The 21,718-nt window shown below is 72.9% G+C and carries 20 protein-coding genes; 14 read left to right on the forward strand and 6 right to left on the reverse strand.

The window, feature by feature from the left end:
• From IEZ01_RS35800 to IEZ01_RS33215, 14 genes are all read left to right on the forward strand, one after another.
• Positions 1-612 (forward strand): hypothetical protein (locus IEZ01_RS35800; protein ID WP_267907334.1); only part of this gene is annotated, 612 nt, incomplete at its 5' end.
• Between the two features lie 40 nt (positions 613-652).
• On the forward strand, positions 653-1,930 hold the full coding sequence (locus IEZ01_RS33155) for an FG-GAP repeat domain-containing protein (RefSeq protein ID WP_189205475.1): 1,278 nt from the start codon (positions 653-655) through the stop codon (positions 1,928-1,930).
• Between the two features lie 285 nt (positions 1,931-2,215).
• On the forward strand, positions 2,216-3,475 hold the full coding sequence (locus IEZ01_RS33160; RefSeq protein ID WP_019891711.1) for an acyltransferase family protein: 1,260 nt from the start codon (positions 2,216-2,218) through the stop codon (positions 3,473-3,475).
• Positions 3,476-3,694: 219 nt separating this feature from the next.
• Positions 3,695-4,474, forward strand: a complete 780-nt coding sequence (locus IEZ01_RS33165) for an alpha/beta fold hydrolase (RefSeq protein WP_019891712.1) — start codon at positions 3,695-3,697, stop codon at positions 4,472-4,474.
• 261 nt (positions 4,475-4,735) lie between these two features.
• The gene (locus IEZ01_RS33170; RefSeq protein WP_189205477.1) at positions 4,736-5,422 is read left to right on the forward strand and encodes a hypothetical protein; all 687 of its coding nucleotides are present in this window, start codon (positions 4,736-4,738) and stop codon (positions 5,420-5,422) included.
• Positions 5,409-7,082 (forward strand): GH3 family acyl-acid amido synthetase, encoded by a 1,674-nt coding sequence (locus tag IEZ01_RS33175; protein WP_189205479.1) that lies wholly within the window; start codon positions 5,409-5,411, stop codon positions 7,080-7,082. Before IEZ01_RS33170 ends, IEZ01_RS33175 begins: the two co-directional genes overlap by 14 nt.
• Positions 7,083-7,128: 46 nt before the next feature.
• Positions 7,129-7,992, forward strand: coding sequence for a class I SAM-dependent methyltransferase (locus IEZ01_RS33180; protein ID WP_019891717.1), 864 nt, complete (start codon positions 7,129-7,131; stop codon positions 7,990-7,992).
• Entirely contained in the window at positions 7,992-9,428 is a 1,437-nt protein-coding gene (locus tag IEZ01_RS33185; protein ID WP_189205480.1) for an MnmG/GidA family protein, read from the forward strand. Before IEZ01_RS33180 ends, IEZ01_RS33185 begins: the two co-directional genes overlap by 1 nt.
• On the forward strand, positions 9,425-10,579 hold the full coding sequence (locus IEZ01_RS33190) for a hypothetical protein (protein ID WP_189205481.1): 1,155 nt from the start codon (positions 9,425-9,427) through the stop codon (positions 10,577-10,579). The genes IEZ01_RS33185 and IEZ01_RS33190 overlap by 4 nt, the downstream gene beginning before the upstream one ends.
• Complete coding sequence (locus tag IEZ01_RS33195; protein ID WP_189205482.1) at positions 10,576-11,355, forward strand: DUF6182 family protein; 780 nt, start codon at positions 10,576-10,578, stop codon at positions 11,353-11,355. Before IEZ01_RS33190 ends, IEZ01_RS33195 begins: the two co-directional genes overlap by 4 nt.
• Positions 11,348-11,980, forward strand: a complete 633-nt coding sequence (locus tag IEZ01_RS33200; RefSeq protein ID WP_019891721.1) for a LysR substrate-binding domain-containing protein — start codon at positions 11,348-11,350, stop codon at positions 11,978-11,980. Before IEZ01_RS33195 ends, IEZ01_RS33200 begins: the two co-directional genes overlap by 8 nt.
• A complete protein-coding gene (locus tag IEZ01_RS33205; RefSeq protein WP_189205483.1) occupies positions 11,977-12,738 on the forward strand; it encodes an alpha/beta fold hydrolase in 762 nt (253 codons plus the stop codon). The genes IEZ01_RS33200 and IEZ01_RS33205 overlap by 4 nt, the downstream gene beginning before the upstream one ends.
• 6 nt (positions 12,739-12,744) lie before the next feature.
• Positions 12,745-13,632, forward strand: a complete 888-nt coding sequence (locus IEZ01_RS33210; protein WP_189205484.1) for a class I SAM-dependent methyltransferase — start codon at positions 12,745-12,747, stop codon at positions 13,630-13,632.
• Positions 13,633-13,683: 51 nt separating this feature from the next.
• Positions 13,684-15,051, forward strand: a complete 1,368-nt coding sequence (locus tag IEZ01_RS33215) for a cytochrome P450 (RefSeq protein ID WP_189205485.1) — start codon at positions 13,684-13,686, stop codon at positions 15,049-15,051.
• 18 nt (positions 15,052-15,069) lie between these two features.
• Here the strand turns inward: IEZ01_RS33215 and IEZ01_RS33220 are convergent, their stop codons facing one another.
• From IEZ01_RS33220 to IEZ01_RS33245, 6 genes are all read right to left on the reverse strand, one after another.
• Positions 15,070-16,269, reverse strand: a complete 1,200-nt coding sequence (locus tag IEZ01_RS33220; protein WP_189205486.1) for an NAD(P)/FAD-dependent oxidoreductase — start codon at positions 16,267-16,269, stop codon at positions 15,070-15,072.
• A gap of 112 nt (positions 16,270-16,381) precedes the next feature.
• A complete protein-coding gene (locus IEZ01_RS33225) occupies positions 16,382-17,323 on the reverse strand; it encodes an RNA polymerase sigma-70 factor (protein WP_019891726.1) in 942 nt (313 codons plus the stop codon).
• 227 nt (positions 17,324-17,550) lie between these two features.
• Positions 17,551-18,612: an MsnO8 family LLM class oxidoreductase gene (locus IEZ01_RS33230; protein WP_229833329.1), complete on the reverse strand. Its 1,062-nt coding sequence runs from the start codon at positions 18,610-18,612 to the stop codon at positions 17,551-17,553.
• Between the two features lie 2 nt (positions 18,613-18,614).
• Positions 18,615-19,211, reverse strand: coding sequence for a hypothetical protein (locus IEZ01_RS33235; RefSeq protein ID WP_019891728.1), 597 nt, complete (start codon positions 19,209-19,211; stop codon positions 18,615-18,617).
• Positions 19,212-19,341: 130 nt separating this feature from the next.
• Positions 19,342-20,205, reverse strand: a complete 864-nt coding sequence (locus IEZ01_RS33240; protein ID WP_019891729.1) for an alpha/beta hydrolase — start codon at positions 20,203-20,205, stop codon at positions 19,342-19,344.
• A 270-nt stretch (positions 20,206-20,475) separates the two neighbouring features.
• Entirely contained in the window at positions 20,476-21,498 is a 1,023-nt protein-coding gene (locus IEZ01_RS33245; protein WP_229833330.1) for a universal stress protein, read from the reverse strand.
• Positions 21,499-21,718 lie beyond the last annotated feature (220 nt).

The raw sequence follows: 21,718 nt of genomic DNA on the forward strand, positions 1-21,718 counted from the left end.
ACCCCCGTCCCCCTCGCCCACACCCCCGCCAAGGCCATCGAGCCCCTGACCTCCACCGTCCTGACCCACACCCGCATCGAACACGCCGACACCCTCCTCGTCCTGCGCCCCGCCACCGGCCTGGACGCCCACCCCACCGACGCCATCACCCGCGAGACCGGCTGGCAGCACCTCACCGACCGCCTCACCGACCAGGGAAACCCCAACGCCTTCCCCGCCACCACACCACTGTTCACCAGCCCCCAGGACACCGCCGCCACCATCCACCTCGACCCCGCCCACCTCCTCAAAGAGACCCCCACCCCCACCGACATCCGCCCCTTCGACCTCAAGGTCAACCTCTGGTACGCCCCCGCCGGCACCGACTGCCTCATCCACAACAGCCACGACTTCATCGAGGTCCACACCCAGATCCAGGGCCTGGGCCGGATGCAGAAATTCACCGCCGACGACCCCGCCACCCGCTACGAGGACATCCGCATGGCCCCCGGCTACACCACCCCCGACCCGTTCTGCTCCACCCGGCCCGACGGCACCTACCACTACCCCTGGCACCAGTACTACGCCGACACCGACGCCCTCTGGCTCGCCCTCGAATTCCACGCCCGCTGACCCCCACCCCCCACCAAAAAGACCTCAGGAGACCAAGACCATGACCAGCAACAACAACGACCTGTCGACGTTCCGCTCCCCGAAGTTCACCGCCGAGGTCGTCGCCGACCAGCTGCGCGACGGCTACTGGCTGGAGTCCCCGGACATCGACGGCGACGGCCGCCCCGACCTCTTCGGCTACGGGCTGCGCCTGGGGGAGATCTACTGGTACCAGAACGACGAGAACTTCACCCGCCGCCTGGTCGCCGACCGCATCAAGATGCCCGTCGGAGCCGACTTCGCCGACGTCTCCGGCAACGGCCACCCCGACATCATCGTCTGCTACGACCTCTACGGCCCGATCGGCACCATCCACGACGCCAACACCGAAGGCGGCAAGATCGACTGGCTGGAGAACCCGGGCCACCCCGACAAGGACGAGTCCCGCTGGAAGCGCCACTACGTCGGCCGCGCCACCGGCATGCACCGCCTGCGCGCCGGCTACTTCACCCAGACCGAACGCCTGGAGATCGTCGGCTTCCCCATCGTCGCCAAGGAAGACGTCCACGCCGTCCTGCCGGTCGTCATGTTCACCCAGCCCGACGACGTCCACGCCGCCGAGGAATGGCCCATGACCGTCGTCGACGACAGCCACTTCCGCATGATCCACGGCGCCGAGAAGAAGAAGGGCCTCCTCCCCGGCTCCGACCTCGAATCCCTCCTGCTCGCCTCCGACGAGGGCGTCACCTGGCTCTACTACGACGAGCGCAAGAAGGAATGGATCCGCAAGCTCATCGGCACCGGCGAGCTCACCCAGTTCGAGCAGACCGGCTTCCGCGGCAGCGGCGACCTCAACGCCGGACGCATCGGCGACGACCCGATGGCCTACGTCGCCGCCATCGAGCCCTTCCACGGCAACACCGTCGCCGTCTACACCAAGGCCACCGACGGCCCGGCCGGCGAGGTCGAATGGAACCGCGTCCTGCTCGACGTCTACGGCGACCCCAACGAGAACGGCGAAGGCCCCGGACACCAGATCGTCACCGCCGACTTCGACGGCGACGGAGAGGACGAGTTCCTCGTCGCCCTGCGCGGCCCGTGGCCCTGGCAGGGAGTCATGTACTACAAGGCCATCGACCTGCAAAACGGCGTCTGGGCCAAGTGGCGGGTCTCCGACGAGTCCGTCGCCCGCATCGCGACGGCCGACTTCAACGGCGACGGCCGCCTCGACTTCGCCACCATCGCCTACTCGGTCCAGAACTACTACGTCGCCAAGGACGCCAAGCTCATGCTCTACCGCAACCAGATCGACACCGGCACCCAGGCCGACAGCGACTAACCCCCGGCCGGGGCGGCCCCCTCAACCGGGCCGCCCCCGGCCCCCGGCCCCGCCGCACCAGCCGCCGCCGGGCCCGCCGGACTCCGCCAGATCACCGGCCCCACAACCCCCACCAAAACCCCGCACCCCACCCGCACCCCGCACCCCGCGCTCAACTCCCGCCCCGCACCTTCTTGTTGCTTCCTAAGCCCCCCATGCGCACCACACCCCCCACAGCCCCACCGCCCCGCCCCACTCGCAGCCGGAGCACCGCTTCGGCGCCCACCCGGAAGGTCTCCCCAAACCATGTCCACGCCCGCTTCCGCCGCCGCCGCGGCCACCTCGGCCAAGCGAGCCAAACTCCCCTCCCTGACCGGCCTGCGCTTCTTCGCAGCCCTCCTCGTCTTCTTCTTCCACGCCTCCCTCACCGACTCCCCGATCCCGCCGAACGCCCCGATCAACCCCTTCGCCGACACCTCCATCGCCGACTTCTTCTCCACCGCCTTCGGCAAGGCCGGCTACATGGGCGTCTCGTTCTTCTTCGTCCTCTCCGGCTTCGTCCTGGCCTGGGCCGCCAAGCCCGGCGAGAAGGTCACCGCCTTCTGGCGCCGCCGGATCATGAAGATCTTCCCCAACCACCTCGTGGTCTTCGCCGCCGCGATGATCCTGTTCGCCGGAGCGAGCGTCACCAGCGTCGGCCAGTGGCTCCCCAACCTCTTCCTGCTCCACACGTTCTTCCCGCAGCCCGCCATCAACCTCAGCGTCAACCCGCCGACCTGGTCCCTCGGCAGCGAACTGCTCTTCTACATGCTCTTCCCGCTGCTCATCGTCCCGATCCGCAAGATCGCCGAGAAGCGCCTGTGGCTGTGGTCCGGCCTGATGGTCGCCGGCATGGTCGGCGTCCAGCTCATCGCCACCTACCTCGTCCCCGCCACCCCGAAGTCCGCCATCACCCCCATATCCGACCTGCAGTTCTGGTTCGGCTACCTCTTCCCGCCCGGCCGCGTCTTCGAGTTCGTCCTCGGCATCCTCCTGGCCCGGATCGTCCTCGCCGGCCGCTGGCCCCGCGCGATAGGCATCGCCCCCTCCATAGCCCTGGCCGTCATCGGCTACGGAGCCGCCCTCCTCGTCCCCTTCCAGTACGGCTTCGTCGTCGCCACGATCATCCCGGTCAGCGCCCTGATCGGCTCCGTCGCCGCCGCCGACGTCGAAGGCCGCCCCACCCGCCTGCGCGGCCGCGTCATGGTCTGGCTCGGCGAGGTCTCCTTCGGCTTCTACCTCGTCCAGGGCGTCACGATCTTCTACCTGCGCTCCCTGCTCGGCGAGAACACCTACAGCGTCCCCGTAGCCCTGCTCACCGTCGCCGGCTTCTTCGCCGCCTCCCTCCTCGGCGGCTGGCTGCTCTACCGCTTCGTCGAGATGCCCGCCATGCGCCGCTTCAGCCGCAGCCGCAAGGAGCTCGCCGCGAAGACCGCCACCACCGCCACCGCCGTTCAGGCCGCCCCGGCCCCGGTCCCCGCGGCCGACCCCGAGCCCGCCCTGACCACCACCGCCCCCCGCGCCTGAAACCCCCCGGGGGCCCGGCCACCGGGCCCCCACCCCTCAACCACCCAGCCCCATCAGCCCCTACGCCCCCAACCGCCCCGAAGACCACCGCCCCCCGTCCCCGATCCCGCCGCCCGCCCCGGCCCCCGCCCCCTCACCCCGTAACACCCCCCCCAGCCCCCCAGCCCCAGCTCCCCAGCGCCCAGCCCTCCCGTCCGCCCCCGGCGAGAAAGGCCCGTCATGTCCGTCGTCCTCACCCGCGGCACCGAGGTGCACTACCGCACCGAAGGAAAAGGCCCCCACCTCCTGCTCGTCCACGGCTCCACCGCAGACTCCGCCTCCAACTTCTCCGCCCTGGCCCCGCTGCTCACCGACCACCACACCCTCATCACCCCCGACTACGCCGGCAGCGGCGACAGCCCCCTGCCCGAGGGCGGCGAGCTCACCCTGGACCTGCTCGTCGAGCAGATCGCCGCCACCGCCCGCGCCACCACCGACCAGCCCGTCGACCTCGCCGGCAGCTCACTGGGCGCCGTGATCGCCGCGGCCACCGCCGCCGCCCACCCCCACCTCGTACGCCGCCTGATCCTCATCGGCGGCTGGGCCCGTAACGACGACCCCCGCCAGCAGGCCTTCTTCACCCTCTGGCGCCGCCTGGCCGACCTCGACCCCGCCTCCTACGAGGAGTTCATCACCCTCTTCGCCCACTCACCCGCCCACCTCGCCGCCCAGAGCACCGACCAGCTCGCCGACATGTACGCCGCCTCCCAGCCCACCGAAGGAGCCCGCCGCCAGATCGACCTCGACCTCACCGTCGACATCCGCGCCCGCCTGAGCAAGATCACCGCAGAGACCCTCGTCGTCGGCGCCACCCTCGACCACGTCGTCCCCGTCCACCACGCCCGCGAACTGCACGCCTCGATACCCCACAGCCACTACGCCGAACTCGACTGCGGCCACAACACCCTGCACGAGCGGCCCAAAGAACTCGCCGACCTGATCAACCAGTTCCTCACCTGAACCTCAACCTGAACGTGAACCCGAACCACCCGGCCCGGAAAGGAGGACAGCCCGGGGGAGGAGGTGCGCAAGAGCCCAACGGGCCCCGCGCACCCCCTTCTCCGCGTTCCCCCGGCTTCCTCCCCGGGGGCCCCGCCGCCCGATCTGTGCAAGTTGCCGAGGTCTCGGCACATACCAGCGGCAGACCCATGGAGCGGACACCGCCTTTCGTAACCTCGGCGACAGCCGCCCACAATCCCGCCTTCCAAGGAGCGATGCCCCATGCCGGCCCACGCCCCCGACTTCCTCGTCCTGCTGGGCGCCGACTACGCGGGAAAGTCGACGGCGATGGCCCGCCTGCGCCACACCGCCCCAGCCGACACGGCCGACACGGCCGACACGGCCGGCGCGGGTACCGGGCCCCGGCGGCGGACGCTGTCCACCGACGAGGACTTCCTCGCCCCCCAGCACCAGCTGCTGAACCGGCTGCGCCGTGACGTCGTCAAGGACGTCGCCGCCAACGAGCAGGCCTACTCGCCCGACTTCCTGGCCACGCTGCTCCAGAGCGCCGCCGTCCACCTGCGCGACGAGATCCTGCGCGACCCCGCCGCCCCGGCCGTCGTGGACTCCTACTACTACAAACTCCTCGCCAAATGCCGCCTGGCCGGCGCCCGCGACAACTCCCTGTTCGCCTGGTGGCGCAGCTTCCCCCAGCCACGCCGGGTGATCTACCTCCAGGTCAGCCCCTCCAGCGCCTGGCGCCGCGCCGGCCACGGCCGCGCCCTGAACCGCCTGGAGTACTACGGCCCGCGCCCCACCCTCGACGGCTTCACCCGCTACCAGGACGACCTCGCCAAGACCATGCACGACGAGATCGCCCACCTGCCGGTCACCGTCGTCGACGAACACCCCGACCCCCGTGCCACCGCCCAGGCGATACAGAAGGTGATCGACCATGAACTCGGCTGACGCATGGACCCACCCCGACCGCATCCGCCGCTACCGCGAACGGGTCTTCGCCGAACGCGCCCGCCTCAAGGCCGCGTTCACCGACCCCGCCGCACAGCGCCAGAAGGTCCTGGCCGACCTGCTCGCCTTCAACGCCGCCACCGACTACGGCACCCGCCACGACTTCGGGCGTATCCGCACCCTGGAGGACTTCCGCAAGGCCGTCCCCGTGCAGGACTACGCCGCCCTGGAGCCGTGGATCGAACGCGCCGCGGCGGGGGAGAGCGGTGTCCTCAGCGCCGACCAGCCCGCGGTCTACTTCACCTCCAGCGGCTCCACCGGCGCCCACAAGAAGATCCCGGTCACCCCCCGCTTCATGCGCACCACCTTCTTCCCCTTCTACTACGCCGCCTGGGCCCCGCTCATCGAGCACTTCCCCGACGTGCTCGCCCACCCCGACGCCGTGCTCAACCTCAAGCACGACCCGCTCGCCGCGCCGCCCACCACCGCCTCCGGCCGCCCCCATGTCGGCGCCAGCCAGGTCGACTTCGGCACCCGCTTCGGCGAGCCGCTCTCCGCCGAGCCGGGCACCGGCGCCCACTGGGCCACCCTGCCGCTGAGTGTCGACCCGGCAGCGCACCTGGAGAAGATGTATTTGCGGCTGCGGCTGGCCGCCGAGGCCGACGTCCGCTGCGTCATCGGCATCAACCCGGCCATGATCGCCGCCCTGCCGCACCAGCTGAACCTGTGGTGGGAGCGGATCGTCAAGGAGATCCGCGACGGCACCCTCGGCGGGCTGCCCCACCGCGCCCCCAACCCCGAACGCGCCGCCGCTCTCGAACGCCTCGCCCGCCGCCACGAGCGGATCCTGCCCGCCCACATCTGGCCGAACATGCGGGCCCTGTTCTGCTGGACCACCGCGATGGCATCGCTGTATCTGCCGCGGCTGCGCGAGGAGTTCGGGCCCGGCGTCACCGTCCTGCCCGCGCCCGTCGCCGCCTCCGAAGGCCCCACCGGTGTCGCCCTGGACCGCCACCCCAGCGCCGGCAGCCTCGTCGTCACCGCCGCCGTCCACGAGTTCGCCGACGCCGACACCCCCCTGGCCCCCGACACCGCCACCCTCACCGCCGAAGAACTCGAACCCGGCCGCGACTACCACGTCGTCTTCAGCCACGTCGGCGGCCTCTACCGCTACGCCGTCGGCGACGTCGTCCGCGTCGCCGACCGCGTCGGCGGCGTGCCCCGCCTGGAATACACCGGCCGCTCCACCCTCTCCAGCGCCGCCGGCGAAAACCTCCGCGACGCCCACATCATCCGCGCCCTGGCCGCCTCCCTGGCCGCCACCGGCCTGGAAATCCGCGGCGCCGCCTGCCGCACCCAGGGCGAGCCCGTCCCCGGCTACCACTTCGCGCTCGCCCCCCGCACCCGCTTCAGCAGCGACGAACAAGCCACCCTCACCACCCTCCTCGACACCCATCTCGCCCGCGAATCCGCCGGCTACGCCTCGGCCCGCCGCGAAGGCCGCCTCACCCCCTGCACCCTGCAACTCCTTTCCCCCCACGCCTTCCAGGACGACTGGATCACCGCCGTCGCCTCCGGCATCCGCCCCACCCAGGTCAAAGACCGCCTCCTGCGCCAAGACCCCGCCGCCTGGGCACGCCTGACCACCCCCACCCCCTGACGCCGTAGCACCGCCCCCCTTTTTTTCCGGGAAGGACCCTCAAGCCGTGACCACATCCCTGGACGCCGTCGAGCGCACCGCCCTGCTCACCGCCGCCCTGCGCGCCGCCGAGACCCGCCGCCCCGACAGCCTCTATCAGGACCCCTACGCCGCCGCCCTCGCCGGTGACATCGGCCCCGAACTCCTCGCCGAGGTACGCGCCGCGACCTTCCCGCCCGGCCAGACGCGTACCCTGCCCTCCACCCCGGACTACAACGCCATCCGCACCCGCTTCTTCGACGACTACCTCCAGCAGGCCGCCGCCGACCCCACCACCACCCAGATCGTCCTCGCCCCCGCCGGCATGGACTCGCGCGCCTACCGCTTCGACTGGCCGGCCCGCATCCGGTTCTTCGAGGTCGACCGTCCGGCCGTCCTGGCCTACAAGGACGAACGCCTGGCCACCACCGACGCCCGGCCCCGCGCCGACCACCGCAAGGTCGCCGTCGACCTCACCTCACCCGACTGGGAGGCCGACCTCCAGCAGGCCGGATACGACCCCACCGTTCCGGCGACCTGGCTGCTGGAAGGACTCCTCTACTACATCCCCGAGGCCGACACCCACCGCATCCTTGAGCGGGTGGCCGCCATCAGCGCCCCCGGCAGCCGTATCGCCGCCGACATCGTCAACACCGCCGCCCTCACCCTGCCCCACATGCGCGGCCTGCTGGACGTCTTCGCCGGCTGGGGCTGCCCCTGGCTGTTCGGCACCGACGAACCCGAAGCCCTCTTCTCCACCTACGGATACTCCGTACGGGCCCTGCAGCCCGGCGAGGACGGCGCCGACTTCGGCCGCTGGCCCGACCCCGTACCCCCCAGGAACATCACCGGTGTGCGGCGGGTGTTCTTCGTCCACGGCCGGCGGCGCTGATGACCCACACCGTCATAGCCGGCGCCTCCATCGCCGGCCTCGCCACCGCCCTCGCACTGGCCGCCACCGGGCACCGGGTCACCGTCCTGGACCGCGCCGACGCACCACCCCCGCCGCCCGCCGACCCCGGCCGGGAGGGCACCTGGTTCACCCGCCGCCCCACCGTCCCCCAGGGCGGCCACTCCCACACCCTCACCTCGCTCGGCGTACGCACCCTGGCCCACCGCGCCCCGCACGTCCTGGCCGCCGCCCGCACCGCCGGCGCCCACCTGCTCGACCTCACCGACGCCCTGCCGCCCGATGCCACCGACACCGCCCGCGAGATGGGCGACGACGACCTCACCGCCCTGGCCTGCCGCCGCCCCACCCTCGAACACGTCCTGCACCAGGCCGCCTTGGCCACCCCCGGCATCACCCTGCGCCACGCCACCACCGTCGCCGCCCTCGACCTCGACGACTCAGGCCGTATCCAGGCCGTCCGCACCAGCGACCACACCCGCCTTGCCGCCGATGCGGTGGTCGACGCCACCGGCCGGCGCGCCGCCTCCCGTACCTGGCTCGCACAGGCCGGCATCCCCCTCGCCGCGGACCACACCTGCCCCTCCGGGCTCACCGGCCACACCCGCTTCTACCGGCTGCTGGCCGGGCAGCGGCCCGGCCCGCTGGGGCGCGGCAACGCCGCCGGCGACATCTTCGACCACTACGCCGGCGTCCTGCACCCCGGCGACGGCGACACCTTCTCCATCGCGCTCGCCACCCTCCCCGGCGACCGGGCCCTGGCCGGCCTGAACACCCCTGAGGGGTTCACCGCCGCCGCCCGCGCCACCCCCGGCCTGACCGTCTGGCTCGAAAGCGGCATCAGCGAACCCATCTCGCCCGTCCACGCCATCACCGCACCCCCCAACACCCTGCGCGGCAACGCCACCACCCGGCAAAAACCCATCCCCGGCCTCTTCCCCGTCGCCGACGCCGCCTGCATCACCAACCCCCTCTTCGGCCGCGGCATGTCCCTGGCCCTGGCCCATGCCTACGCCCTGGCCGACCTCCTGGCCGCCCACGACCCCACCGCCACCACCACCGCCCGCCTGGCCGCCCGCCTCGCCGAAGACCTCTACACCCCCTGGTACACCCACGCCGCCCACGCCGACCGCCTGCGCATCGCCCGCTGGCGCGCCGCCGTCACCGCCACCGAGCCACCGCCGCCCACCGACACCGACCGCCTCCAGGCAAAGATCGCCCTTGCGGCACGCACCGACGGCACCGTGTGGCGCGGACTGACCCGCATGCTGATGACGCTGGCCACCCCCGCCGAGATCCTCGACGACAAATTCCTCACCCGCATCCAGCACGCCCCCACCGCCCAGCCGCGCCCGGCCGGCCCCACCCGCGCCGACCTCGTCCGCCTGGTCACCGCCGCCGAAGGAGCCGCCCGGTGACCACCCAGCCCCTCGCCCCACCCCGCCCCAAGTCCCCCGAGGCTGCCGCCCCGCGCGTCCTCATCGCCCCCATCACCATCACCCCCTCCAAACCCCTGACCCCCAGCCACCTCAAAGGGCTGCTGTGGACCGACGTCATGTACCGGGCCACCCGCCACCTCGCCCCCGTCACCTACCGCTACAGCCACACCACCTACCACCCCACCGAACAAACCCTCGGCTTCTGGGAGTTCCTCGACCGCACCCTCGGCGACACCGACTACACCCACGCCACCGAGACCGAGATCGGCGCCCACTACGTCACCTTCCGCGCCCAGACCCAGCGCCCCACCGCGGCCGCCCTGCGCCCCTACGCCGACGCCGCCGAACACGGCTGGGTCCACCCCGCCTCCGCCCGCATCCTCCAGCTGTGGGCCGGCCACTACCGCCGCCTGGGCCTGACCGACCCCGGACTCACCCTCCACCAGCCCCCCGGCCTCAGCCTGGAAGACGCCCTCAGCCACCTCGACCAGGCCGGCATGTGCCTGGACCTGCGCCGCTACGGCGGCCCCGTCCACCTCGACCTGACCCGCCACGGCCTGCCCCTGCGCAAAATCGTCACCCCCGACGGCCGCCCCAACTACCTCGCCTGCGCCCTGCGCGAACTCATCCCGCTGGCCCCCGGCTTCGACGAGATCGTCCTGCTGTACGACCCCGAACTCGACCCCGACTACCAGCTGATCGAACGCGTCCTGACCCGGCTCGGCCCCACCGTCCACCGCGTCCCCGTCGGCCGCGTCCCCATCGACGGACACATCCGCTCCGCCCGCCACGGCGACTGGCAGCACACCCACGCCGCCGCCCTCCTGGACGCCGCCGGCGACCACCACAGCGACGACGCCGTACGCCTGGGCATGCGCCTGTACTTCATCGCCCTCCTCGGCCCCGGCCAGCAGCAGTCCTTCCGCCCCGACCTGCTCCACCAGTGCCTCACCCGCGCCACCCGGCTCCTCAAGGCCGCCGACACCCCGGCCGGCGACCAACTGCCCGCCCTGCTCCAGCGCCACCGCAAGGATCACACCCACATCGACCCCTACAGACTCACCTCCGCCCTCCTGGGCAAACGCCGCCCCGCCCCACCGGCCGACCTCCTCACAGGAGTCTTCCTGTGACCACCCCCGCCACCCTTTCCGTGTCCGGTGTCCAGGACCGGCTGCGTCACCAGCTGGCCACCCGCCTGGCCACCGCCCGCCCCGACCTCGCCCGCCGCCACGACCTGACCACCCCGGCCGGGCTGGCCGCCGCCCAGCAGGACATCGCCGCCCTCAGCGACGAGACGACGACCCTCGCGGCCGTCGTCGTCCACCACCTCGACCTGCCCGCCTTCGCCGTCGCCACCTGCGCCTACACCGCAAGCCTCGACGACACCCAACAGGCCGCCTGGCGGCGTGACTTCACCCGCACCGTCTTCCTGGCCGGCAACCCCGCAAACCTGCGCCACCGCTTCACCTTCGCCCACACCGACCCCGCCGCCCACCTCGCCTACACCGCCCCCGGCCCCGCCGCCGCCACCGCCCCCTTGCGGCGGCTGCTGAAACTCTTCGACGCCCCCGCCCGGCTGCCCGCCCGGCCCCCCACCCTCCTGACCATCCCCACCCCGCCGGGCCTGCGCCCCACCCGCCCGCCGCGCCACCGCCGCCTGCACCTGGCCACCGCCGGCTGCACCCTCGCCCAGGCCCTGGTCCACCTCAACCACCTGCTCGCCGAAGCCGTCATGGACGGCCTGATCACCGGCGGCGACCGCCTCACCCTCATCCAGGAACCCACCCTCACCACCGCCGGCCCCGCCTTCGCCGCCTGGCGCATCACCCCCCACCCCGCCACCCCCCACCACACCGGCCGTCTGCACGCCGCCGCCGCGCTCACCGAGGAGACGCCCCATGCCTGAGACCGTCCCCGACCCGGCCGCGGTCCGTCTCGGCTACCACGGCTCACCCAAGGTCGCCGACACCCTCACCCGCCTCGCCGCCGCCTCCGGCGTCCCCGCGACGCCGCTGCCGTACGACATCACCGCCCCCTTCGACGGCATCCGCACCCGCACCCTCGACCTCATGATCGTCAAGTTCGCGCTGCGCGAGAGCGACATCGCCCTCAGCCGCGTCCTGAGCCAGGACCCCCGCGCCGTCGTCGTCGCCGCCACCCACCCCCTGGCGGCCCACAGTGCCGTATCGGTCGAAGACCTCGCCGGCCTCGACCTGTTCGGCAAACCGCCCGGCACCCTGCCCGACTACGTGTGGGACGAGGTCGTCCCCCCGCACACCCCCAAGGGCCGGCCCCTCACGCGCACGCATGTGACCGGTGACATCGCGGCCATGATGAAACTCATCGCCCACGGCGAGGCAGCCCACCTCTCGCTGCTGTCCCTGGCCGACGTCGCCCCGCCCCACATCCGCGTCGTGCCCGTGCACGACCTGCCGCCCGCCCCCGTCACCCTGGCCTGGGCCCGCGGCCACGCCCTGCCCGGCCACGTGCAGCGCTACCTCACCGCCGCCGAACAGGAAGCCTCCCGGTGACCGCCACCCGCCCCCAGACAATCGTCCTGCTCCACGCCCTGTCCCTGACCTCGACCATGTGGCAGGCGCAGGCCGAGGCGCTGCGCGCGGAGGGACACCACGTCCTCACCCCCGACCAGCGCGGCTTCGCCGCCACCCCCCTCGGCGACGACCCGCCCAGCCTGAACGCCGCCGCCGACGACCTCGCCCGCCTCCTCGACGCAACAGGCCACCCCCAGGCGGTCCTCGCCGGCTGCTCGCTCGGCGCCTACACCGCCATGGCCTTCCTCGCCCGCCACCCCGGCCGCACCCTCGCCCTGGCCCTGATCTCCGCCCGCGCCACCGCCGACACCCCCGAAACACGTGCGCAGCGCCGCCAGTTCGCCCAGCTCATCCAGGACCCCGACGCCCGCGCCGCCGTCATCGACCGCACCACACCGATGCTCCTGGGCCCCACCACCCGCACCCGCCACCCCGACCTCCTGGCCCACACCCTCACCCAGGCCCACGCCGCCGACCCCGCCGCCCTGGCCTGGACACAAGCCGCGATCGCCGACCGCGCGGACGCCACCGCGACCCTCGCCGCCACGCACGTCCCCGCCCTGGTCCTGCACGGAGCCGAAGACGCCCTGGTCACCGCCGCCGAATCCGCCCACACCGCCGCCGCCCTGCCCGACGGCCACCTGATCACCCTGCCCGCAACCGGGCACCTGCCGCCCCTGGAAGCCCCCGACGCCGTCACCCACCACCTGCGCGCACTTGTGGAGAGGATCCCTTAGGCCGCCATGCTCAACGACCCCGTACGAAACGACCACGTACCAAACGACCGGGTACGAGACGACCACGCCGCCTGGGGCCACACCACCTCAACCGGCCTGTCCTTCACCCACCACACCGTCGTCGACACCCACTTCCGTGCCTGCCAGGGCCCCTACCTCGACCTCCTTGGCCTCGCCCCGCTCACCGGAGGGCAGCACATCCTGGACGCCGGCTGCGGCGCCGGGGACTTCCTGCCCGCCCTCGCCGGCATCACCGGCCCCACCGGCCGTATCACCGCCGTCGACCTCGCCCCCGAGAACACCGCCCTGGCCGCCGAACGCGCCCGCACCCTGCCCTGCCCCATCGACGTCGAGCAGGCCAGCCTCCTTCACCTGCCCTACCCCGACAACACCTTCGACGCCGTCTGGTGCTCCAACACCACCCAGTACCTCGACGACACCGAACTCGCCGCCGCCCTCGCCGAACTCACCCGCGTCACCCGCCCCGGCGGCACCCTCACCATCAAAGACCTCGACGCCCACCTCATCACCGCACGCCCCACCGACCCCTACCTGTTCACCGACTTCTTCCGCGCCGCCGCCACCCAGCCCGGCTACGCCCGCCAGCTCCTGCGCACCCGCGACACCTACCGCCACCTCAAAGCCGCCGGACTCACCAACGTCACCCAGCACACCCTCCTCATCGAGCACCACACCCCCCTCACCCCCGACGCCCACGCCTTCTACACCACCGCCTGCGCCCAACTCGCAGCCCAAGCCCTCGACATCGGCCTGAGCCAGCAGTGGCACGCCTACCTCCTCGACCCCACCGACCCCCACCACCCCCTCAACCACCCCGACGGCTACATCAGCGAAGGCAACGTCCTCGCCACCGCCACCATCCCCACCCCCTGACCCCCACCCGCCCCCCTTTTCCTTTGGGGCCTTCCTTCCAGGAGTCCGCCGATGGCCACCGCCACCGCCCCGCCCACCCGGCTCCACGCCGTCGCCAACCCCGCCCCGCCCGCCCCCGGCCACCTCCCCCTGATCGGCCACGCCCCCGCCCTGCTGCGCCGCCCCCTGTCCTTCTTCGAACACACCCGCACCACCGACCCCCTCGTACGGATCGGCTTCGGCCCCGTGCGCCTCTACCTCGCCAACGACCCCGCCCTCGTCCACCGCATCCAGGTCGACACCACCACCTTCGAACGCGGCCGGTTCTTCGAACGCCTCGCCGCCAACTTCGGCAACCCCCTCATCGCCTCCAGCGGCGCACCCCACCAGCACCAACGCCGCCTGCTCAAACCCGCCTTCAACCGGCGCGCCGTACGCGACCACACCCTCGCCGTCACCCAGGAGACCGAAGCCCGCATCGGCGCCTGGCGCCCCGGCGCCGTCGTCGCCGCCGACGAAGAAATCTCCGACCTGGTCGCCGCCGTCGTCCTGCGCTGCCTGTTCACCACCCAACTGCCCGCCCACACCGTCCGCGACATCCGCGACACCCTCTACGCCATCGCCCGCCGCCTGCTCGCCCGAACCGTCTTCCCCGACGCCCTCACCCGCCTGCCCACCCCGGGCAACCGCCGCTTCGCCGCACAGGTCGGCCGCTTCCACACCGTCGTGGACACCCTCATCCGCGAACGCCGCGCCGAAGGCCCCCTGCCCGAGGGTCATGACGTCCTGGACGCCCTGCTGGGCACCGTCCACCCCGAAACCGGCCGGCCGCTGAGCGATGCTGAGATCCGCGCCGAGTTCCTGATGCTGCTGTTCGCCGCCCTGGAAACCACCAGCACCTCCCTGAACTGGGCCGTCTTCGAAACCGCCACCCGCCAAGACGTCCAGCGCCGCCTCCAGGACGAAGCCGACCAGGTCCTTGGCCGCGGTCCCGTCAGCTACGCCAAGCTGCCCGAGCTCACCTTCACCCGCCAGGTCCTGGACGAGACGCTGCGCCTGCACGCCCCCATGCTCTTCACCCGCCGCACGGTCACCGACGTCACCCTCGCCGGCATCCGCGTCCCCGCCGGCTCCGAAATCGGCTACAGCCCCCGCGCCATGCACCGCGCCGCCGACCTCTACCCCCACCCCCACACCTTCGACCCCGACCGCGCCGGCCCCGACCAGGGCACCGACCGCCCCCGCGGCGCCTACTTCCCCTTCGGCACCGGCCCCCACCGCTGCATCGGCGAACACCTCGCCCTCACCCTCATGACCACCGCCCTGGCCACCCTCGCCTCCCGCTGGCATGTGCGCATCGCCCCGGGCACCACCATCCGCGAAGCCAACAGCTCCCTCCCGCACGTCAGCCACCTCCCCCTCATCCCCACCCCCCGCTGACCCCCGGCGGGGGCCAGGTCAGGCCGCCGCCTCGGCCCGGGCGCGGCCGGGGACCTGCTGACCTGCCACCCGCCGGCGCCGGGGCAGCATGCCCACGGTCGGGTGCGCGACGCCCCAGGCCGCGCCCTTGCAGATCAGTTCCTTGTAGAGGGCGGCCAGGCGGCCCGTCATGGCCCTTTCGACCGCCCGGTCGTCGGCGGTGACGAACTGGATCAGACCCTCGGCGCGGCCCAGCGAGATGCACTGCTGGAAGTAGCGGATGGGAGTGCGGGGGACCTTGACGCCGGCGAGACGGGCGGCGACGGCGTCGGCGGCCTGCCAGGCCATCGGCACGCCCGAGGCGCAGGACATGCGCAGCGGCTTGCCGCCCGGGCCGATCGCGAGGGCGGCGTCACCGACGGCGTACACGTCCGGGTGGGACAGCGAGCGCATCGTGGTGTCGACCACGATCCGGCCGCCCTCGAGCTGAAGGGTGGTGGCCCGGGCGATCGGGTGGACGGCGAAGCCGGTGGTCCACACGGTCACCTCGGCGGGGATGGACTGGCCGCCGGCCGTGTGGACGCCGCCCGCGTCCACGGCGGTGACCGCGGTGTGTTCGTGGACCGTGATGCCGAGCCGGCCCACCACCGTGCGCAGGTGGGCGCGGCCCTTGTCCGACAGCCAGTCACCCAGCGCGCCCCGCACGGCCAGGGCGACGGCCAGGTCCGGGCGGGCCTCGGCGATCTCGGTCGCGGCCTCCAGGCCGGTCAGGCCGCCGCCGGCCACCACCACCGGCCGGCCGGCGTCCAGGGCGGCCAGCCGGTCGCGCAGGCGCAGGGCGCCGGGGCGGCTGGAGACCTCGTGGGCGTGTTCGGCGGCGCCGGGGACACCCCCGTCACTCCAGCCGCTGCCCAGCGCGTAGACCAGGGTGTCGTACTGAAGCTCCTCCTGCCCGGGGCCGTGCGGGGCCGTGACCTTCGCCGTCTTGCGGTCCACGTCCACGGCCGTGACCTCTCCGAGCTTCAGTTCCACGCCCGTGCCCGCGAACATCTCGCGCAGCGGCCGGGGCTTGAGGTCCTGCCCGGCGGCGACCTGGTGCAGCCGGACGCGCTCGACGAAGTCGGGCTCGGGGTTGACGAGGGTGACGGTGACGTCCTGACGGTGCAGCTGCCGGGCGATGCGGCCGGCGGCGGTGGCTCCGGTGTAGCCGGCTCCGAGGACGACGATGCGGTGCTGCATGGCCCTGCTCCTGTCTGCGAGGTTCCGCCGCTGTCTGTTGCGGTTTCGCCTCTTGAACCGGGCAGCCCGGCGTTTCCTGACAGGACCCGGAGGTGAAGCACGTCACATCAGGTCAGAGGGTGTGGAGGGCGTCCCCGTGGTCGGCGGCGGCCCACTGCCGGCTCGCGCGCACGAGCTTGTCGGGGTTGACCTGGTTGCGGACCGCGGTGATGCCCTCCGCGGTGACCTCCAGGCAGGTGACCCCCACGACCCGGCCGTCCACGACCGCCACGAACGCGGGCCCGCCGTTGGCGGTCGTGGCGTAGACCTCGGCCACGCCGCCGATGTGGCGCCGCTTGGCGGCGCTGGGCTTGAACAGACCGCGCAGGAACGTGGCGACCGCGACCGCGCCCTCGAACGCCTTCGCCCGGGCCGGGACCTTCCCGCCGCCGTCGCCGACCGAGACGGCGTCCTGGGTGAGCAGGCGCACCAGCGGTTCGGTCCGGCCGCTGGTCGCCGCGGCCAGGAACTCCTCCACGATCCTCTTCGCGGCCTCCTCGTCGACCTCGCTGCGCGCATGGCCGTCCGCGACGTGCTTCTTGGCCCGGTGGTAGGTCTGCTGGCTGGCCGCCTCGCTGATGTCGAGGATCTCGGCGATCTCCCGGTGCGGGTAGTCGAAGGCCTCCCGCAGCACGTACACCGCCCGCTCACCCGGCGACAGGCGCTCCAGCAGCACCAGGACGGCGTAGGACACCGACTCGCGCTGCTCGGCGGTGTCGGCCGGGCCGAGCATCGGGTCCCCGGCCAGCAGCGGCTCGGGAAGCCACCTGCCCACATACGTCTCACGCCGGGCACGCGCGGAAGTGAGCTGGTTGAGGCAGTAGTTGGTGAGGACCTTCGTCAGCCAGGCCTCGGGCACCTCGATCCGCTCGACGTCGGCCGCCTGCCAGCGCAGGAACGTCTCCTGCACGGCATCCTCCGCCTCGCTCGCCGAGCCGAGCAGCCGGTAGGCGATGGCCTCCAGCCGGGGCCGGGCAGCCTCGAACCGGTCGACGTCACTCGTGATCAGGGCCATGCCCGTGATCGTAGCCGCCTCACCGGCACGCAACAGCAGGCGAGCGGCGGCCTTGCGGTGGCGCACCGGGCCCGGGCACGGGGGCGCGTCACTGCGGCCGTCGACCCGCTGGTGCGGCCCGTGTCGGCGACCGGCAGGGCAAGGACTGTCCGGAAAAAAGGGGAGCGGCCCGGCCGGGCCCCTCCCTCACAGGGGCCCGGCCGGGCCGTCGCCGCGTCACCGGCGGTTCACACCACCACCGGCTCCCCGCCCACCGGCGCCGCGGGCACCAGGGCACCCTCGCGCGGCAGGTCGAACACCTGGGCCAGCAGCTGGTACGAACGCAGCCGGTCGGCCGGGTCGTGCGTCAGCGTGTTCACCACCACCTCCGACACCCCGTGCTCCGCGGCCAGCCGCGTCAGCCGCGCATGCACCTGCTCGGGCGTCCCGAACACCAGCGAACGCCGGTTGACCGCCGCCCGCTCCAGCTCATGCCCGCTCCAGCGGTGCGAGCGCGCCGTCCGCACCGACGGCAGCGGCAGATCCAGCCCCAGATCCTTACGGCTGCGCCACAGCAGCACACTCTGCGCCAGATCCTCCGCCTCGGCGGCCGACTCCGCGGTCACCACCCGCACCGCCAGCGCCGCACGCCCGCCGCCCGCACCCGGCCGTACGGCGGACTGCTCGTTGCGGAAGGTCTCCATCGCGGTGACCCCCGGAGCCGGCGCCAGGAAGTGCGCGAACGCGAAATTGGTGCCCAGCCGCCCGGCCAGCTGCGCCGAGCGCGTCCCCGCCCCCAGCAGCCACATGTCCGGCCCCGCGGCACCCCCGGGCCCGTCCAGACCCAGGAACTCCCGCACCTGGGCCACCTGCTGGGGGAACTGCGCCGCAGGCCCCCCGGCCCGCCCGATCCCCAAGTCCACCCGCCCCGGATGCAGCGAGGCCAGCACCTGGAACACCTCGGCCACCTTCACCGCCTCGTACCGCGGCAGCAGCACCCCGCCCGTACCGATCCGCAGCCGCCGCGTACGCTCCAGCAGCGCCCCGGCCAGGATCTCCGGCGCGGTCCCCGCGAAACCGGGGGAGTGGTGGTGCTCGGCCACCCAGTAGCGGGTGTAGCCCAGCTCGTCGGCCGCCTGCGCCAGCGCCACCGACGCGCCCAGCGCCTGTGCGGCGCTGAACCCCTCACCGATCGGCGACTGATCCAGCACCGACAGCCGCAGCCGCCCCGCCCCCAGCGGCTGTCCCTCGTCCTTAGCCAGGGCCTGGTTCTGCTCGCCCGTCCCGTACACGTCACTCACGCCGCTCACGCTCACTTGTCCTCATCCTTCACACCGTTGACGCCGTACACGCTGTGCGGGCCGGGAGCCGGCGCGTTCCCGTCGAGGGGCCGCACCACCTCCGGCACGATCCGGAAGTCCCGCTGGAAGACCAGGTTGTGCAGATCGGCCGCCGCGATCGCCCGCAGCGTGGGCACCTCTGCCGCCGCCTGCTCCTCGGTGAACACATTCAGCGGCCACTCCGCCACCGTCGCCCCGCGCAGATGCGGATGGTGAAAACCCCGCCCGAAGTAGGCGATCAGACTGATCGGATCGATCCCCGTCTCCCGCTGCTCCGGCCACGTCAGCGCCCACCGGGCCACCAGCGACCCGTCCGGCGTCCGCTGCACCCCGCCGGCCTGCACCTCACCGGTGTCGTGCAGCAGCTGGGTGTTCATCTCCGCCAGCACCTGCCGCGCATAGGGGTCCAGCAGCGGCACCGTCGCCGCGAACAGGGCCTCCTTGTCCCTGCGCGAGCTCACCTCCCCGTGCGTACCGTCGCGCAGGTCACCGAAGTGCCGCAGCAGAGAGCCCACATGGGCCGTGACCGGGCCCGCCGCGGGCGCCGGAGTGGACGTGGTGGTGTTCATCAGATCTCTCCAGTCGAAAGAAACGGACATCAACAACGGACATCAACAACGGACATCAACAACGGACATCAACAACGGCCATCGACAAGCCGGGGGGAGAGGCGGGCGAGGCGCCCGCACGCCAGGCGGCTTATACGGAGCGCGCGCCGGGGCCCTGGCTCTTGGCGGACGGCGCTACGGCACCGGCCAGCCGGCCGCGCAGCGTGCCGCCCAGAAACGCCCGCAGCGGATAGGGGTCGTCGCCCGGCCGGTGCTCCGACATCTGCAGGAACGCGCCGTGCAGCATCCGCGGGAATTCGCGGAAGGCCACGTCGTTGCCCGCCTGTGACAGCCGCCGCGCGAACTCCCGTACGTCGTCGGCGACCGCGTCGAACTCACCCACCCCCACGATCGCCGGCGCCAGACCCGACAGATCCGCCACTTCGAACGGCGTGCTCGGCATCCCCGGCACCGCCCGCGTCCCGCGGTAGTCCCGCCAGGCCTGCGCAAGCCCCTCCCGGGTGGGGAAGTTGTTGTGGAACCGCGTGAACGACGCGCCCCGGCACGACGGATCCATCGGCGGATAGGCCAGCACCTGCGCCCTCAGCTCCCGCCCCGCATCCCGCCACACCACCGCCGCACTGGCCGCGATCGTCCCGCCGGAGCTGTCCCCGCCCACACTCACCGGACCAAGACCCTCGGCCGCAGACCGCTCCTGCGCCCAGTCCAGCACCGCCAGCACATCCTCCAGCGCCGCCGGATGCGGATGCTCCGGCGCGAGCCGGTACTCGACACTGACCACCGCGCACCCCGAGCGCAGCGCCAGATCCGCACACGCCTGGTGCCACCCGGCCACCGAGCCGCTGCGCCAGCTCCCGCCGTGCGCCCACACCAGCCAGCCGCGGTGCCCGCCCCGGGGAAGGAACACCCGCCCGGGCACCTCGTGCGTGGCCGCGGGCACCCGCACGGGCTGCCACTCGACGGCGTCTGAACTGCTGACCGCGGCATTCGGCATGGTCGCTCTCTTTCCTCTTCCAGGATCGGTTGGAAGAGATCCTGCGCCTGCCCGCCGGCCGCAACCAGTGCCCTGTCGTGACTGGTCATGACATGACCACCCTTAGGGGCATCCGGGTGTGCGGCCGGCGGGTTCCGACCCACTCCACTTCCCTGAACAAGGCCCCCGCGCCGAAAGGTCCCGCCAGAGGGCAACCGACCTGCCCAAGACGCACCGAACACGCACCGACGCACCGGAGAGATACGGCGGGCGGCCCGCCCCGGGGCCCGGTCAGCCTTCGGCCTGACCGGCGGCCGGGACGACCGCGACGGGGCAGGGGGCGTGGTGCAGCACGGCGTGGGCCACCGACCCCATCAGGAGCCGGTGCCCGCCGCGGTGGCGGTGGTGACGGCCCACCACCACCAGCGCGGCGCCTTCCGCGTCGTCCACCAGCTGCCCGGCCGCGTCCGCCGGGACGACCACCGGCGACAGCGGCAGGTGCGGATGGCGCGCGGTGTGCGGCGCGAGGCGCTCCTCCTGCTGCCTGACCGTCTGCCGGGCGAGCTCGGAGTAGTCCTCCTCGGCCATCTCCGGCAGCGGCATCGTCGGCGCCGGCGCCCCCACCAGCAGCATCGGCGAGGGCGGCACCGGATAGGCGCTCACCACCTCAAGACCGCCGCCGAACAGCTCGGCCATGGCGCACGCGAACGCGATGACGTCGTCGTGGGTCTCCTGCGGATGCAGCCCCAGCAGCACCCGCCCCCCGCCTCCCGCCGCGCTCCGGCGGCCCTCCTGACCCTCTTCGGCGGGGCTGGTCTCAGGGCCGGACCCGGCAGGGCTCACGGGGCCGGGGGCGGGGCCTTTGGGGGTACGGGCCTCGTGCGGCACCACCACCACCACGGGGCACGGCGCGGTGGCGGCCAGCGCCCGGCTGGTGGAGCCCAGCAGCAGACTCGCGAACCCGCCCCGCCCCCGCGAGCCGACCACCAGCATCCCCGCCCCGCGCGCCGCCTGCGTCAGCGCCTCGGCGACCGACCCCTCCAGCGACACATACCGTACGGACAGCTGCCCGGCCCGCGGGGCGAGCGAGCCCTTCACCGTCTCCAGGACCGGGTCGGCGATCTGCGGATCCTGCCCCAGCGACCGGATCCGGGCCAGCCCGACCTGCAGGTCCTCGGGCAGCACATGCGCCACCAGCAGGGAGGCCGACAGCAGCCCGGCGGCCCGCGCCGCCCACTGAAGCGCCCGAAGACTGTGCTCGGATCCGTCCACGGCCACCACGACCGACTCCATGCGCGTCTGCTCATCATTCATGAACAGAGCATTCCCGGCATAACGCCCGATAGGACACGTGGGGCGCAAAGGTGCCGCGTACGGCCGGAGAAGACGGTCTCCGGCCGCACGCGGCGGCATAGGGCCCCCAGGGATTCCCGGGGTCAGGCGCGGCGCCGGTCCGAGCGCAGGAAGAGTGCGGTGAGGAGGGTGCCGGCGAGGACGATGGCGGCGTTGATGAGGACGGCGAGTCCGACGCCGT

The organism is Streptomyces purpureus (assembly GCF_014648195.1).
In the GTDB taxonomy this organism is placed as follows: domain Bacteria; phylum Actinomycetota; class Actinomycetes; order Streptomycetales; family Streptomycetaceae; genus Streptomyces; species Streptomyces purpureus.

Excerpts from the sequence above, each read along its gene's own strand:
- IEZ01_RS33155 (WP_189205475.1), top strand. The coding sequence starts at position 653 with ATGACCAGCAACAACAACGACCTGTCGACGTTCCGCTCCCCGAAGTTC.
- IEZ01_RS33160 (WP_019891711.1), top strand. The coding sequence starts at position 2,216 with ATGTCCACGCCCGCTTCCGCCGCCGCCGCGGCCACCTCGGCCAAGCGA.
- IEZ01_RS33165 (WP_019891712.1), top strand. The coding sequence starts at position 3,695 with ATGTCCGTCGTCCTCACCCGCGGCACCGAGGTGCACTACCGCACCGAA.
- IEZ01_RS33170 (WP_189205477.1), top strand. The coding sequence starts at position 4,736 with ATGCCGGCCCACGCCCCCGACTTCCTCGTCCTGCTGGGCGCCGACTAC.
- IEZ01_RS33175 (WP_189205479.1), top strand. The coding sequence starts at position 5,409 with ATGAACTCGGCTGACGCATGGACCCACCCCGACCGCATCCGCCGCTAC.
- IEZ01_RS33185 (WP_189205480.1), top strand. The coding sequence starts at position 7,992 with ATGACCCACACCGTCATAGCCGGCGCCTCCATCGCCGGCCTCGCCACC.
- IEZ01_RS33200 (WP_019891721.1), top strand. The coding sequence starts at position 11,348 with ATGCCTGAGACCGTCCCCGACCCGGCCGCGGTCCGTCTCGGCTACCAC.
- IEZ01_RS33210 (WP_189205484.1), top strand. The coding sequence starts at position 12,745 with ATGCTCAACGACCCCGTACGAAACGACCACGTACCAAACGACCGGGTA.
- IEZ01_RS33215 (WP_189205485.1), top strand. The coding sequence starts at position 13,684 with ATGGCCACCGCCACCGCCCCGCCCACCCGGCTCCACGCCGTCGCCAAC.
- IEZ01_RS33220 (WP_189205486.1), bottom strand. The coding sequence starts at position 16,269 with ATGCAGCACCGCATCGTCGTCCTCGGAGCCGGCTACACCGGAGCCACC.
- IEZ01_RS33225 (WP_019891726.1), bottom strand. The coding sequence starts at position 17,323 with ATGGCCCTGATCACGAGTGACGTCGACCGGTTCGAGGCTGCCCGGCCC.
- IEZ01_RS33235 (WP_019891728.1), bottom strand. The coding sequence starts at position 19,211 with ATGAACACCACCACGTCCACTCCGGCGCCCGCGGCGGGCCCGGTCACG.
- IEZ01_RS33240 (WP_019891729.1), bottom strand. The coding sequence starts at position 20,205 with ATGCCGAATGCCGCGGTCAGCAGTTCAGACGCCGTCGAGTGGCAGCCC.
- IEZ01_RS33245 (WP_229833330.1), bottom strand. The coding sequence starts at position 21,498 with ATGAATGATGAGCAGACGCGCATGGAGTCGGTCGTGGTGGCCGTGGAC.